This window comes from Pedobacter sp. NJ-S-72, from assembly GCF_053890575.1.
Genome location: NZ_CM132681.1, coordinates 5,028,952 through 5,043,815, shown reverse-complemented (window position 1 = coordinate 5,043,815; position 14,864 = coordinate 5,028,952). Strand labels below are relative to the sequence as shown.

Sequence of the window (14,864 nt, the reverse complement as noted above, 5' to 3'; positions counted from 1 at the left end):
GCTTAATAAATAAAGTTAAAATGATAAACCCATTTAAATTATTGGGGATAAGTGATGACGTTGTTAATGCCGTAAAGGATTTAGGTTTCGAAAATCCAACACCTATTCAGGAGCAAGCTATTCCTGTGCTGTTAGAGGGCAATAATGATTTTGTTGGTTTGGCCCAAACAGGAACAGGAAAAACAGCAGCATTTGGTTTGCCGCTAATTGAACTGATTGACTTCAAGATGAATAAGCCTCAGGCTTTAATTCTATGCCCTACCCGGGAGCTTTGCTTGCAAATTGCCAGCGACATCAAAAATTACTCAAAAAACACGCCTGGTGCTAGTGTTGTTGCCGTTTACGGTGGCGCGAACATTGTGCAGCAATTGCGTGAAATTAGAAACGGTGTACAAGTAGTTGTAGCTACACCGGGTCGTATGTTAGACATTATCGGTCGTAAGGCTATAGATTTCAGTAGTGTGAAATATGTAGTTCTTGATGAGGCTGACGAAATGCTAAACATGGGCTTCCAGGAAGATTATTAATGATATCTTGTCTACTACTCCTGACGACAAAAAAAAACATGGTTGTTTTCAGCTACTATGCCTCCTGAGGTTAGAAGAATAGCTAAAAACTACATGGACAACCCTACTGAGTTGACCATGGGTACCAAAAACACAGGTAACGTAAATATTGAGCATGAGTACTATGTAGTACGTGCCAGAGATAAATATGCTGCCTTAAAACGTATTGTAGATTTCAACCCTGAAATTTTCGCAGTAGTTTTCTGTAAAACCAAAATGGATACACAGGATGTTGCTGAGAACCTGATCAAGGATGGTTACAATGCTGATGCTTTGCATGGTGACTTATCACAACAACAACGTGATAAAGTTATGCAGCGCTTCCGTGACCGTAACATGCAGTTATTAATTGCTACAGATGTTGCAGCACGTGGTATCGATGTAAATAACGTGACTCACGTTGTTAACTATTCACTACCTGATGAAATTGAAAGTTATACCCACAGAAGTGGTCGTACAGGAAGGAAGAGCTGGTAAATCTGGTATCTCAATCTGTATCATCAACTCTAAGGAAACTGGAAAAATCCGTCAGATTGAAAGAATCATCGGTAAAGCATTTACTAAAGCTGAATTACCTACAGGATTTGATGTTTGCGAAAAACAACTTTTCTCATTGGTTCACAAAGTTCATAATGTTGAAGTAAATGAAGCACAAATTGAGCAGTACATCCCAAGAATCATGGATGAATTTGCTGAATTAAGCAAAGAAGAAGTGATCAAACGTTTTGCATCTTTAGAGTTTAACCGCTTTTTAGAGTATTACAAAAATGCACCTGATTTAAATGCAGCTGCTAACGACGAACGTGGTGAACGTTCTGAGCGTGGCGCAAGAGGTGCTAGAAACAGTGATTTTACCCGTTTGTTTATCAACGTAGGTTCGGTAGATGAATTTACAAGAGGTGACTTATTATCTTTTGTATGTAACAATGGTAAAATCAGTGGAAAAAAAAAAACATTGGTAAAATGACCTTAAAGGTGTTTATTCATTCTTTGAAGTTGAAAATGCTATTGTTGATTCATTGTTCGCAAATTTCAAAGACATCCAGTTCAATAACAGAAGTGTTAGAATTGAAAAATCTGGCGACGCTCCTGAAGGTGGCGAAAGAAGGTCTGGTGGCGGTGAAAGAAGAAGCTATAGCGGTGGCGGCGGCGACAGAAGAAGTTCTGGCGGCGGTGGCGAAAGAAAAAGCTATGGTGGCGGTGAAAGAAAGAGTTATGGCGGTGGCGAAAGAAAAAGCTACGGTGGCGGTAATTCTGGCGGAAGCGGAAGACGTGAAGGTGGAAGCAGTGCTGGAGGTTTCAGAGATTTCTCTGGTAAACCACGCGAAGGCGGAAGCGGAACAGGCGAAAGAAGACGCAGATCTTAATCACAACCTAAATATAAAATTAAGCAGCCCGATTTATCGGGCTGTTTTTTTTTGGGTTGTTTTTAGGGAGATAAAAAAGCTTTGCTACATTCCGGCTTTTTCTTTTGCCCTGCGGGGAAAAGAAACGCTGATGCCGTCATGTTAGCAAAGCTTTTTTATCCCTCTAAGAAGAAGCTCCTTCAAAACACAATCCCTCAAGACGAAGCCCACCCTTTTATATTCAGGCTGGAGCTGATGATCTCGCTAATTCCTTTGCCTTCTGCACTCCCACCATAGGGTTATACCGCCAAAACTCTTTCATTTGTTGGTTGGTGTGTTATGAGGTGCAGAATATGGTTGGTGTTAGACGCGCAATATAAATAGGGCTATTAAGTTAGAACCAGGCATAAAAAAACCTGCTGGAGTCCTGGCAGGTTTTTTGTTTTTTAGGGCTGTTTTAGTAGCCGAGGCCTTTATCGTTTCCTCTTGGGTCAGCTCCTGTTTCCAGTGTTCCGTTTGGTTTGACAAGGATAGCGTCAACACGTCCCATGGGTTCGCGTTCGGTTATTTTATAGCCTTTGTACTCGAGTTTTACTCTTGTAGCGTTGTCGATTGCTCCTTTTTCTACATACACTTCGTCAGGTAACCATTGATGATGGAACCTTGGGGCTGATACGGCCTGCTGCATGGTTTGTCCGAATGTAAGCACATTCAGGACGGTCTGGAAAACTGAGGTAATGATGGTCGAGCCTCCCGGGGTTCCTACGACCATTCTTAGTTTTCCGTCTTCTTCGATGATGGTTGGGGTCATTGAGCTGAGCATCCTTTTTCCGGCAACTATTGAGTTCGCTTCTCCGCCCACAAGTCCGTACATGTTTGGGGTACCTGGTTTCACAGAGAAATCATCCATTTCGTTGTTTAGGATGAAACCTGCCCCGTCTACAACTACAAGGGAACCGTAAGAACCGTTTAAGGTTGTGGTAGCTGAAACGGCGTTACCTTCGCTGTCAACGATTGAGTAATGGGTGGTTTGCTCGCTTTCTTTTAAGGGTAATGTACCGGGTTTAACTTCTGAACTTGGGGTTGCTTTATCTAAGCTGATTCCCTGGGTTCTTGATTTGATATAGGCAGGATCTAACAGGGCCGCCTGTGGTACTTTAAAGAAGTCAGGATCTCCTAAATAACTTGCGCGGTCTGCGTAGGCTCTACGTTCTAATTCTACCATAAGCTGTACGGTAGAGTCTCTCTGAAAGCCCCATTTATTTAGGGGGTAATCACTAACTTGCTGTAACATAGTTATTAAGGCAATACCTCCGCTTGATGGTGGAGGCATAGAGATTACTGTATAGTTTTTGTATTTGCCTGATACAGTTTTTCTCCATACGGACTGGTAATCTTTTAAGTCCTTTTCTGTGATTACACCACTGGTGTTTTTCATCGAGGCAACTATAGCCGTTGCTACCGGTCCTTCATAAAAGCCTTTTCTGCCATTATCTCTGATCAGTTTTAATGTTTTTGCCAGTTGTGGCTGTTTCAATAAATCACCTGCTCTCCATAAATCTTTTCTGACAAAGGCAACTGGATTTTTATTGTATTTCAGGAATTGCTCTTTACGCTGTTTAATTCTGAGGCTTGCTGCGCAGTAATCTGAAATCCGTTTTGTGCCAGATCTATAGCTGGCTGAATATCCTTTTTCCAACTCAGTTTACCGTATTTATTATGTGCTTTCACCATTCCATCTACTGTTCCGGGAATTCCTGATGCTAATGCACCGTAAAGGCTTTTGTCTGTGATTGCATTTCCCTGTGCATCAAGATACATGTCTCTGGAAGCTTTTTCAGGGGCCTTCTCTCTATAATCAAGGGCATCCGAATCTCCACCCTTACCTCTGTAGACAAGGAATCCTCCTCCTCCGATATTACCGGCATTTGGATAAACAACGGCCAATGCGAATTGCACTGCTACTGCTGCATCAACTGCGTTTCCACCACGCCTGATGATGGCAACCCCAACGTTAGAAGCTTCTGGATGGGCTGTAACTACGGCAGCATGCTTGAACTGATTTAATTCCTGACTACTTGCTGTAAAGGATACCAAAAGTCCCAGGCAAAGGGGAGCCAACAGCAGGTTTGATAGTGATGTTTTTGCTTTCATTGTAAGATAAATTATAAAAAATCCTGCCGCTGAGTTTGAGCCTGTTATTGTTGCTGGCTCAAACTCAGCGGCAGGAAAACGCAATAAATTTAAAGAATTATATTGGTATTAAAAGTTCAGTGATAATCTTGTAAATACGTATCTGCCAAGGAAACCAAATTGTGGTGCCTGGTTAGGATATAATATTCCTGAAGTCCCTTGTGAACCTAATAGTAGTTCTTGTGGATAAACGTCAAATAAATTATTTGCTCCTATGGTGATTTTAAGGTTTTTTGTCAGATTGTAACCTGCACCTATATCTGTAATTACCCCCTGCCCGCAAGCTCTTGTCTGTTCGCAACAACATTGGTTGGCTGCGAAACTTTACCAAAGTATACATTACGCAAAAAAACATTCCATTTATTGATGGTGTAATCAAAGGTAATGTTGGATTTTATACGTGGGGTAACTTTCTCTATCAGAATACGACTTGCATCGTCCAGATAGGTGCTTTCTTTTCCTGCAAGCAATGGCGATGCGTGTACCGGCCCTACTATAGAGGTCCTGGTAAAGGTCGTTGCCCAATCGGTACGCAGGTTACCTGCTCCTAAACGGGTATTATAAGAAAGAACTACATCCAGTCCTTTGGTTTCTGTATTTACAGCATTGGCAAAGAACCTTGCCGTGGTCGCATTTGCTAAACGTAACAGGTCGTAGATCTCTTTATCCTGAGGGGAGGCAGTTGGTGAATTATTACCTGTAAACTGTCCTGTATAGATTACTCTGTCATTGATCCTGATAAAATAACCATCAACGGTAATCTTTAGTTTCCCAAGATTAGAGGTGAATCCTGCACTCAGACTTTTTGAAGTTTCTTGTTTTAATTTGGGGATACCCAACAGTTGTGCAATACGGCTGTCATTCGCAAAAGTTCCTGATTCTACAATGTTTCCATCTACATAAACTGATGAGGTAGAACTAAAATATTGCTGATGATGAAGTGATGGTGCCCTGAAACCCGTACTTGCCGCAGCACGTAATAAGAATTTATCAGAGAATTTATACCTGGCTGCCAGTTTACCGTTTACGGTAGAGCCGAAGTCTGAATAGTTTTCAAATCGCGCAGCTGCATCCAGTAATAGCTTTTCTGTGAAATTTAATTCCACGTCTCCATATGCTGCAATTGAATTACGGGATTCGTTAGTCAGGTTTGCTGTACTGATCCCCGGGAAACCTTGCGCGCCGCCTGCATAAGCAACACCATTTGGGGCAAAACGGGTTGAGACATTTCCATTGGCATCAGGAATAAGGATTGGTTTGCCTGCACCGTCAACGCCTACTTGCAGGGCATTGCCGTAATTTCTCCACGAAGCTTCTTCTCCTGGTTTGATTTTATAATTTTCATATCTGTTCTCAAATCCAAAGGCTACGTTGATTCCTTTTAATGGGCTTTCAAAGAAACGGGTGAAGTCTAGATTAGTTGTGTGTTTTGCGCAAATTCATATCCTCCTGATTCAAATGAAGTAGGCGAAGAGGTCAGCATTGAAGCGTTCACTGTGTTGGCAGTTTTAAAATCAATTACGTTTCTTCCGTAAGTATTACTGAAATCTACTTTCCATTCTCCTAATTTCCCTCTGATCCCACCTGCAACGGACTGATCAAGGCTATTGGTTACAATTTCCGGCAAGAATCCGTTTGGATAGATAATCGCATTGTTTTGATTAAGCTGACGCGGAGTACGGTAAAAAGCATTGGAAATACCGTTTCTGTAGTTTACTCCCCCAAAGGCATAGATTTCAGCATCCTGTGCAACAGGAATTACTGAGTTAAAAAACAATGCTCCTCCCCTGTTTTTTGACTGGCCGATGTTTGGCACAAAATCAGATCTGGTCTGTCCCCTTCTTGCCAGCTCTGCATCTGTAATATCAACACCGGTCGGGGTTGGATATAGACCGGGATTGTTATAGTCTGAATAGATAACTCCGCGATATGGTGTGGTACGGGAAGCGAAATCCCTGTAATCATAAGAGCCTGCAAGATTCAGAAAACCTCCTTTATCACTTAGTTTCACTCCATAATTTACATTGGCTTGTATGGTTTCTCCATCAAGGCCATCAGAATGTTTCCCGGTGTATCCTCCGCCAGAAACATTGGCCGTCAGTTTATTTACTTCATCGTTTAATATGATATTGATAACTCCTGCTATTGCGTCAGATCCGTACTGCGCCGCAGCTCCGTCACGCAGAATTTCTACTCTTTTAATAGCTGAGGTAGGAATTGCATTCATATCTGTACCTACAGATCCTTTTCCTAAACTGCCGTTTATATTGACAAGGGCAGTTGTATGTCTTCTTTTTCCGTTAATTAAAACCAATACCTGATCCGGCCCCAATCCACGTAAGGATGCAGGGTCTATATGATCTGTTCCATCGGTCAGACTCATCACATTTGAGGTGAAGGAAGGGGCTACAAAATTCAGGATCTGATCAGGGAAACCTGAGGAATATTCTGTGTGATTTTCCTGATGTCAACCACATCTACGGGAACCGGAGTATCTAAGTTAGATCGCGGTGCACTTCTGGAACCCAACACAACTACATTTTCAAGATTATTGTTGTTGGATAATAACTGGAAGTCCAGGTCTTTGGTCTCGTTTTCTGCTATTGTAATTTTCTTTTGCTGCGTCTGGTATCCTATATAAGAAACCGCAACTGTATAAGTACCGCCTTTTACCAGTTTAAGCTGATATTTCCCTGTAGCATTAGTGCCTGCTTTCTGACCCGTTCCAATGACAGAGATTGTAGCACCTATAATAGTTTGGGAGGTATCGCTTACTGTTCCGCGTATGGTCTGTGCCTGCGTGGTCAGCGCAAGAGTTGTAAAAACCAGGATGATTGAGTAGAGTTTAATGTTCATATGCGTTAGTTTAGGTTTAGGGTTGCAGATAAATAACAAAGCTAATTATCAACTGCTTTCAAATATATTCTTATTAAAATTAAAAACTACTCATTTAGTAGATTTTAATAAGAAGACCTGATTATTTAACGAATAGTTGATAAAAAGGTCAAAAAAAATCCGGATCTAACGATCCGGATTGAATTTATGATAAGGTCTGACTTATTTGCCAGCTGGTTTGTCTTTAATCTGAGAAGCTTTAAGATAAACTTTAGCTCCTTTTTTATTGATATAATATTTACGGTTTTTTCCGTTGATATAAACATCCGAACCATCTGGTGCAACTTTACCTTTATAAGTTTTGTCGCCTACTTTTGAAACGCCTTTTACTGCTACTTCTGCAGTTTTGTTCCCAACTGATGAAGCTGTTTTTTCGATCTTCTCACCAAGAGTTTTCTTTTTTTCTTGTGCCTGAGTAGAAAGAGAGACTGTACCCGCTAATGCCAGGGTTAATAAACCCACTAGATATTTCTTGTTCATATTATAGATTGTTTTTTAAGTTTTCCATTTGTAGAAATCCAGCTTCTCTTCTAGAAACTGAATTTTGAAACTATTTGAATTTAGCTAAAATAGTTTTCAAATACAATGGTATAAATTCAATAACAATCTGATAATTATATTGTTTTAATTTAGTTGTTCAGTCAGTAAAGCCATTTCAATTTGTGGCGAATGACGTTCATAAAGAATGGCATAAACCGCACGGCAGATAGGCATTTCTACTTTATATTTCTTATTGATCACATGCATACAGCTTGCAGCATAATATCCTTCTGCAATCATATTCATCTCCAGCTGGGCAGATTTAACGGTATATCCCTTCCCTATCATATTTCCAAATGTCCTGTTACGGCTAAACTGAGAATAGGCTGTTACCAGCAGATCACCTAAATAGGCCGATTCTTTGATATCACGATTAATCGGATGTACGGCTTCTACAAACCGGTTGATCTCACGAATCGCATTTGAAATTAAAACAGCCTGAAAGTTATCTCCATAACCTATTCCATGACAGATACCACTGGCTACAGCAAAATATTTTTTTCAATACCGCAGCGTATTCTGTTCCGAAAATATCATCTGATATATTGGTTTTGATATATCTGGTATTCAATAATTTCGAGAAGCTTCCTGCTGTTTCGAGGTTAATAGAAGCAATAGTCAGATAGGATAATTTCTCAAGGGCTACTTCTTCTGCATGACATGGCCCGCTGATCACCAGGATATCATCCAGAGGAACATTGAACTTCTCATGCATAAATTCACCGATAATCTGATTTTCATCAGGCACAATCCCTTTAATAGCTGAAACGATCTTTTTACCTGCCAGCATTTCAGGAGTAACACCACGAAGGGTCTCTTTTAGAAAAGCAGCGGGAACATTCAGAATTACATAATCAGCTTGTTTAATGAGCTGACTGATATCATGAGAGATATTATTTTCTGGTAGTCTCAGCTCTACAGAACTAAGGTATTTTGGGTTGTGTTTGTATTGCTTCAGGTGTGCAATCGATGCGGTATCACGCAGCCACCAATAGATCTCTTTTTCGGTAAGATTATCTGAAAGCATTTTTATGACAGCAGTTGCCCAGCTACCGCCACCAATCATTGCGACTTTTGGTATCATCATATATAAATAAAAAAAATCCCGGCTTAATGTTTTAAACCGGGACAAATTACTTAATTTATTGCGAACAGCCTTGTTTTACTTCTTAGCAGATTTAGAAGCTGACTGATCTTTAACTTCTTTTTCCACCTTCATTCCGTCCTTTAATTTATTCTGAACGGTTGAGTATGGGCCACTTACGATTTCTTGTCCCTCTTTCAACCCACTTTTAATCTGAATATACTTATCATCCTGAATACCGGTTGTAACCTCAACTTTTTTCACTTTCCCATCAGCATAGGTATAAACGTATTGCTTAATCGCTTTATCATTGAGCTTAGATTTCTGTTTATCCGGAGCAGCGCCTTCTTCCGAATCCCCTTTATCTTCTTTAGCAGCATCCTTTTTAAGGCCTTCAACAAAGACAGCCTGATAGGAACAGATAAACTTTTTACAGATGAACTTTCAATATCAACGGTAGCTGATAAACCAGGTCTGAATGGTGAAGGAAGATCTTTTGCTCCCCCTTTAACTCCGTTGTATGATTCTGCTGAAATACGAACCTTCACTACGAAATTCGTAACCTGATCAACTGTGGTAGCTGCTACAGCGATATCTTTAGAAGAACTGGCGATTTCAGTAACCACTCCTTTGAATTTCTTATCATCAAAAGCATCTACCTGGATTGCAGCATTGTCGCCTACATTGACGCGGTTAATATCATTTTCATTGACATCAACGTTTACTTCCATCGAACTCAGGTTAGAGATCCTCATTAACTCTGTACCAGCGAACTGGGCTGTACCTAAAACCCGGTCTCCAAGTTCTACAGATAGTTTAGAGATTACTCCGTCAACTGGTGAAAATACAGTTGCTTTTGCGAGGTTTGCACTGGCTTCCTGAACACCTGCACCTGTTTGAGCAAGATTTAAATTTCGCAGCAATAAGTGTTTGTCTTGCGCCATCCAAATTCGTTTTACCGGTAACATAAGCAGCTTTAGCGGCATCAAATTCTGCAACTGAGATCACTTTCTTTTTGAACAGCTCTACATTACGTTTGTAAATTGCTTCCTGGTTCACAAAGTTAGCCTCAGATTGTTTTAACTGCTGAGCAGATGAACCTACAGTTGCTTTCTGTGAGCTATAAGTCGCACTTGCTCTGTCCAAACCAGATTTCAATACATCAGGTCTGATTCTAAATAAAAGCTGTCCTTTCTTTACGATATCACCTTCTTTAACGCGTAATTCTACGACCTCACCAGATACCTCTGAACTTACTTTAACCTCCGTTTCTGGTTTAATCTTACCACTTGCAGTAACCGTTTCAATGATATTCCTGGTTGCAGTTTTTTCTAAAGTAACTTTTTCCGCCTTATCACCGCCTATTAATCCGGTCATGGCTCCTATAACCAGTAAGACGACTAGCGCTCTACAGCGATAAGTATGTGTTTTAGTTTCATTTCTTTCTGTTTAATTTGTGTGTTGCGGGCTTAATTAAAAGGTTATCTGTTTTCCTAAATAATAATCTATAACTTTTGATTTGAATAACAAGTCATATTTTGACTGAATAAAGTCAACTTCTGCTTTGTTCCTGTTTGTTCTTGAAGTATTGTAGTCTAATGAATTTACCAAACCTACTGCATAACGCTGTTCAATTACGTTAAAGGCATCTTTTTGGGCGTTAAATGTTTTTTCATTTGATTTATATTTTCCATCTGCTGCTCTTAAATCGGCCACTGCCTGTGCAATGACTTTATTTAAATTGTTCTTGGCCAGCTGCTCACTGATTTTACTGCCTTCATAAGAAATTTTAGCTTTTCTAACATTCCCTTTGATGGACAGACCATTGAAAATCGGGATTCTCAAAGAAACCCCAACATACTGAGAGAAGTTGGTACTGATCTGATCCTTCAAAGCTGCCTCCGCGGTAGGAGGAACTAAAGATAATCCATCCGGTGAGGGTACAAGTGGTCTTTTACCTAAAGCATATGCATACTGTGATGCAAGCTGACCATTCAGGGAGATCTTGGGATAAGCAGCTCCTTTTGCTACAGCAATTCCCTTTTCGGCTGCTTCTCTGTTCAATTGCGCCAGTTTAATATCCGGGAAGAAAGATAATGAGGTATTGTAGACATCATTGGCATCATAACTCTTCTGCGCCTCTGCAATATCTTTGATCGTTGGTTTAACTACAGTATAATTCTGAGAATCCGGCTGCATTTCCATTAATTGTGAAAGCGTCAGATAAGAAATAGTCAACTGGTTTTGTGCTGTGGTTACATTAAGTTCGGCTGTAGCCGCCTGAGCCTTTGCCTGCGAAATATCTGCCAGTGTTTTATTTCCTGCTTCCAGTAAAGCCTGTTCACGTTTCCTTGTTTCCTCAGCAACCAATAATTGTTCTTTAGATGCTTTTAATAAATCTGTATTAAAAACAACCTGAAAATAAGCAGTAACCACCTGTAAAATAAGATCATTTTTCACCTTGTCCAAACTACTGTTTCCTGCTGCCAGTAAAATCTTATTCTGCCTGATCTGGTTGAGCTTGGCAAATCCGCCAAACAGATCTACTGAAGTCGCGAGGGAACCCGTTCCCCGATAAAACTTTTGAGATACCAGCTCGTTGGTAGTGGGGTTCAAACTTCTTCCGAAATTGAAATCATTATCCATTGCTGCGCTCAAAGTTGGATAAAGAGCTGCTCTGGATTGTTCCAGAGTGACTGCCGAGGTAGCCACATTAAGTGCAGACTGCTTAATATTCAGGTTATTCTCCAGCATGCGGTCAATAGCATCCTGAATAGTAAGCGTTTCCTGAGCATGCAGGTTAACGGAAAGACCTATTGTTACCAAACTAAAAGTAACAGCGAAGGTTAATTTTGAGAACAGCGTATTATTAGTAAACATTTTCATTGGCTTTTATATTTTTCTTAAATAAACAACTTATCGATTTTATCAATTTCTTTACAACCACCTGTAATTTCTTACATTTGGTCAATGTATCTGGTTAAATCACCTCTTTTATTAAAATGGTATTACCCATCCTTAGTCTGGAACAAAAGCCGGTCTGACAAAGTCGTCTATTTAACCTTTGACGACGGACCTATACCTGTTGTTACAGAGTTTGTTTTAAATACTTTAAAAAGTTTCAATTGCAAAGCAACTTTCTTCTGTATCGGTGACAATATAAACAAACATGCTGAAATTTTTGAACAAGTTAAAAATGAAGGTCATGCAATTGGAAACCACACGCTCAACCACCTAAAGGGCTGGAAAACTGAGGATAAGACCTACGTTCAAAATTTTCAGGCTTGCCAGCAACTGACAAATACGCATCTTTTTCGGCCGCCATACGGACGAATAAAAAAATCTCAGATTAAAGAACTCCGCAAAATTAACCCACAGCTTAATATTATTATGTGGGATGTACTGAGTGGAGATTTCGATCTTAAGCTTTCTCCTGAGAAATGCTATGAGAACGTAATCAAAAACACAAGAAATGGATCTATAATTGTATTTCATGATAGTCTAAAAGCATTTGACAGGTTAAAATTTGCTTTGCCAGCTACCTTAAAATACTTAACCGCTCAGGGTTATCAGTTCCATACGCTTTAATTTTTCTATAGCCTTTACGAAGTTCAGGCCAAAAACAAAATACCCGCAAAATGACTTCCTGTGACCTCTCGGAAGCATAACCTATAAAAAGTATGTCCATAAATGAACGATATCGTTCATTTATGGACATACTTTGACAAATTGAGCTTAAGGCTAAGCATCTATTTTATTTAGAACATGTATAAATAATATAATGAACTTATATAGGTTAGTCTGACCCTGTTTTTTTTTTTGTAAATTCGCTACAAATAATTTATATTATATTACCTTTTAACACATATTATCAATGGCTTTTGATATAGAAATGATCAAAAAGGTGTATGCAAACTTTGGTCCCCGAGTTGAGGCGGCCCGTAAATTAGTAGGCAGACCTTTAACACTCTCAGAAAAAATCTTATATACCCCCACTTTGGGATGAAAATACAAATACCGCTTACGTAAGGGGTACTGACTATGTAGATTTTGCCCCTGACCGTGTAGCTATGCAGGATGCAACAGCGCAAATGGCGTTATTGCAGTTTATGCAGGCTGGCAGACCGAAAGTTGCTGTGCCTTCAACGGTACACTGTGATCACTTGATTACCGCAAAATTTGGTGCGGAGCAGGATCTTCCTGCTGCAAATACAGAAAGTAAAGAAGTATTTGATTTCCTTGCTTCGGTATCAAACAAATATGGTATTGGTTTCTGGAAACCAGGTGCAGGTATTATTCACCAGGTTGTATTGGAAAACTATGCATTTCCGGGTGGAATGATGATCGGTACTGACTCTCACACAGTAAACGCTGGTGGTCTGGGTATGGTTGCGATTGGTGTTGGTGGTGCTGATGATGTGATGTGATGTAATGGCAGGTTTACCATGGGAGCTTAAATTCCCTAAATTAATTGGTGTAAAGTTAACCGGTAAATTAAGCGGCTGGTCTTCACCTAAAGATGTTATCTTAAAAGTGGCCGGTATCCTGACTGTAAAAGGTGGTACTGGTGCTATTGTTGAATATTTTGGTGAAGGTGCAACAAATATGAGTTGTACTGGTAAAGGTACCATCTGTAATATGGGTGCTGAAATCGGTGCGACTACTTCTACCTTCGGTTATGATGAGAGCATGGAACGTTATTTACGTGCTACTAACAGAGCTGATGTTGCAGATGCTGCCAATGCAGTTAAAGAATATTTAACCGGTGATGCTGAAGTTTATGCTGATCCTGCTAAATATTTTGACCAGGTAATTGAAATTGACTTATCTACACTTGAACCTTATCTGAACGGTCCGTTTACTCCGGATTTAGCTACTCCTATTTCAAAAATGAAAGAAGTTGCTTTAGCTTTAGCTAGATGGCCGATGAAAATCGATGTTGGTTTGATCGGATCTTGTACGAACTCTTCTTATGAAGATATCTCAAGAGCTGTAAGTGTTGCAAAACAAGTTGCAGAAAAAGGCTTAACAGCTAAATCTGAATATTGTATTAACCCTGGATCTGAGCAAATTCGTTTCACTATACAACGTGATGGATTTATGGATGTATTCAAACAAATAGGTGCTAAAGTATTTACAAATGCTTGTGGACCTTGTATTGGAATGTGGGACAGAGTAGGTTCGGAGAAACAAGAGAAAAACACAATCGTTCACTCTTTCAACCGTAACTTTGCAAAACGTGCTGATGGTAACCCAAATACTTTTGCTTTTGTTGGTTCTCCTGAACTGGTAACCGCTTTAGCTATCGCAGGTGACCTAAGCTTCAACCCATTAACGGATACCTTAACAAATGCAAATGGTGAGCAGGTAAAACTGGATGAGCCTACAGGATTTGAATTGCCTCCAAGAGGTTTTGCTGTTGATGACGCAGGTTATCAGGAACCAGCAGCCGATGGTAGTGGTGTTCAGATTTTAGTTTCGCCAACTTCTCACAGATTGCAATTGCTTGATCCTTTTACTCCATGGGAAGGTACTGATCTTACTGGTTTAAGATTACTGATCAAAGCAAAAGGTAAATGTACTACTGACCATATTTCTATGGCTGGCCCATGGTTGAAATTCCGTGGTCACCTGGATAATATCTCTAATAACATGCTGATCGGTGCAGTTAATTATTTCAATGATAAAACTGACAATGTTAAAAACCTGGTAACTGGCGAATACGGTCCGGTTCCTGCAACTCAACGTGTTTATAAAGCTGATGGTATCGGAACAATCGTAGTTGGTGATGAAAATTACGGTGAAGGTTCTTCTCGTGAGCATGCTGCAATGGAGCCTCGTCACCTTGGTGTTCGTGCTGTATTGGTTAAGTCTTTTGCACGTATCCACGAAACTAACTTGAAAAAACAGGGAATGTTAGGTTTAACACATTCGCTAACAAGGAAGACTATGATAAAATCCGCGAAGATGATGTAATCGATATCGCAGGATTAACAACTTTTACTCCTGATGTACCTTTAACAATTGTGTTAAACCATGCTGATGGCACGAAAGAAGAATTCAAAGTTAACCATAGTTATAACGCACAACAGATCGACTGGTTTAAAGCTGGTGGTGCATTGAATATTATTCGTAAGCAAGTAGCTCAATAATATTATAACTTCATAAAAAAACTCCCGTTTTAAAACGGGAGTTTTTTTATGTCCTTTATTTTCTGCCTTCCTGTATTCTTTATTTTTG

General features: G+C 39.9%; 9 protein-coding genes and 4 pseudogenes. 3 read left to right on the top strand and 10 right to left on the bottom strand.

Annotated elements, in window-relative coordinates; translation table 11 throughout:
- Nucleotides 1-20: 20 nt before the first annotated feature.
- Nucleotides 21-1,933, top strand: a pseudogene (locus tag ACWYN3_RS33240) (DEAD/DEAH box helicase).
- 436 nt (nt 1,934-2,369) lie between these two features.
- On the opposite strand, the pseudogene ggt reads toward ACWYN3_RS33240, so the two are convergent.
- The 10 genes and pseudogenes from ggt to ACWYN3_RS33190 form a co-directional block, all read right to left on the bottom strand.
- Nucleotides 2,370-4,066, bottom strand: a pseudogene (ggt, locus tag ACWYN3_RS33235) (gamma-glutamyltransferase).
- Between the two features lie 305 nt (nt 4,067-4,371).
- Complete coding sequence (locus ACWYN3_RS33230) at nt 4,372-5,352, bottom strand: TonB-dependent receptor plug domain-containing protein (RefSeq protein WP_456223246.1); 981 nt, start codon at nt 5,350-5,352, stop codon at nt 4,372-4,374.
- A gap of 164 nt (nt 5,353-5,516) precedes the next feature.
- Nucleotides 5,517-6,488: a TonB-dependent receptor plug domain-containing protein gene (locus tag ACWYN3_RS33225; protein ID WP_456218063.1), complete on the bottom strand. Its 972-nt coding sequence runs from the start codon at nt 6,486-6,488 to the stop codon at nt 5,517-5,519.
- 32 nt (nt 6,489-6,520) lie between these two features.
- Nucleotides 6,521-6,961 (bottom strand): carboxypeptidase-like regulatory domain-containing protein, encoded by a 441-nt coding sequence (locus ACWYN3_RS33220; protein ID WP_456218062.1) that lies wholly within the window; start codon nt 6,959-6,961, stop codon nt 6,521-6,523.
- 201 nt (nt 6,962-7,162) lie between these two features.
- The gene (locus ACWYN3_RS33215) at nt 7,163-7,480 is read right to left on the bottom strand and encodes a hypothetical protein (RefSeq protein ID WP_456218061.1); all 318 of its coding nucleotides are present in this window, start codon (nt 7,478-7,480) and stop codon (nt 7,163-7,165) included.
- A gap of 144 nt (nt 7,481-7,624) precedes the next feature.
- A pseudogene (locus ACWYN3_RS33210) lies at nt 7,625-8,627 on the bottom strand (NAD(P)H-dependent glycerol-3-phosphate dehydrogenase).
- A gap of 75 nt (nt 8,628-8,702) precedes the next feature.
- Nucleotides 8,703-8,888, bottom strand: a complete 186-nt coding sequence (locus ACWYN3_RS33205; protein WP_456218060.1) for a hypothetical protein — start codon at nt 8,886-8,888, stop codon at nt 8,703-8,705.
- Nucleotides 8,885-9,547, bottom strand: coding sequence for an HlyD family secretion protein (locus ACWYN3_RS33200; protein ID WP_456218059.1), 663 nt, complete (start codon nt 9,545-9,547; stop codon nt 8,885-8,887). Before ACWYN3_RS33200 ends, ACWYN3_RS33205 begins: the two co-directional genes overlap by 4 nt.
- Nucleotides 9,456-10,001: an efflux RND transporter periplasmic adaptor subunit gene (locus tag ACWYN3_RS33195; protein WP_456218058.1), complete on the bottom strand. Its 546-nt coding sequence runs from the start codon at nt 9,999-10,001 to the stop codon at nt 9,456-9,458. Before ACWYN3_RS33195 ends, ACWYN3_RS33200 begins: the two co-directional genes overlap by 92 nt.
- A gap of 96 nt (nt 10,002-10,097) precedes the next feature.
- Entirely contained in the window at nt 10,098-11,510 is a 1,413-nt protein-coding gene (locus tag ACWYN3_RS33190) for a TolC family protein (protein ID WP_456218057.1), read from the bottom strand.
- 84 nt (nt 11,511-11,594) lie between these two features.
- Here ACWYN3_RS33190 and ACWYN3_RS33185 point away from each other — a divergent pair, with 84 nt between their 5' ends.
- Both ACWYN3_RS33185 and ACWYN3_RS33180 read left to right on the top strand, forming a co-directional pair.
- Complete coding sequence (locus tag ACWYN3_RS33185) at nt 11,595-12,212, top strand: polysaccharide deacetylase family protein (protein ID WP_456218056.1); 618 nt, start codon at nt 11,595-11,597, stop codon at nt 12,210-12,212.
- Between the two features lie 286 nt (nt 12,213-12,498).
- Nucleotides 12,499-14,776, top strand: a pseudogene (locus ACWYN3_RS33180) (aconitate hydratase).
- Nucleotides 14,777-14,864: the final 88 nt, after the last annotated feature.

Bases quoted from the DNA above. Each gene is read 5' to 3' on its own strand.
- ACWYN3_RS33225 (WP_456218063.1), bottom strand. From the start codon at position 6,488: ATGAGTCTGACCGATGGAACAGATCATATAGACCCTGCATCCTTACGT.
- ACWYN3_RS33220 (WP_456218062.1), bottom strand. From the start codon at position 6,961: ATGAACATTAAACTCTACTCAATCATCCTGGTTTTTACAACTCTTGCG.
- ACWYN3_RS33215 (WP_456218061.1), bottom strand. From the start codon at position 7,480: ATGAACAAGAAATATCTAGTGGGTTTATTAACCCTGGCATTAGCGGGT.
- ACWYN3_RS33195 (WP_456218058.1), bottom strand. From the start codon at position 10,001: ATGACCGGATTAATAGGCGGTGATAAGGCGGAAAAAGTTACTTTAGAA.
- ACWYN3_RS33190 (WP_456218057.1), bottom strand. From the start codon at position 11,510: ATGAAAATGTTTACTAATAATACGCTGTTCTCAAAATTAACCTTCGCT.
- ACWYN3_RS33185 (WP_456218056.1), top strand. From the start codon at position 11,595: ATGTATCTGGTTAAATCACCTCTTTTATTAAAATGGTATTACCCATCC.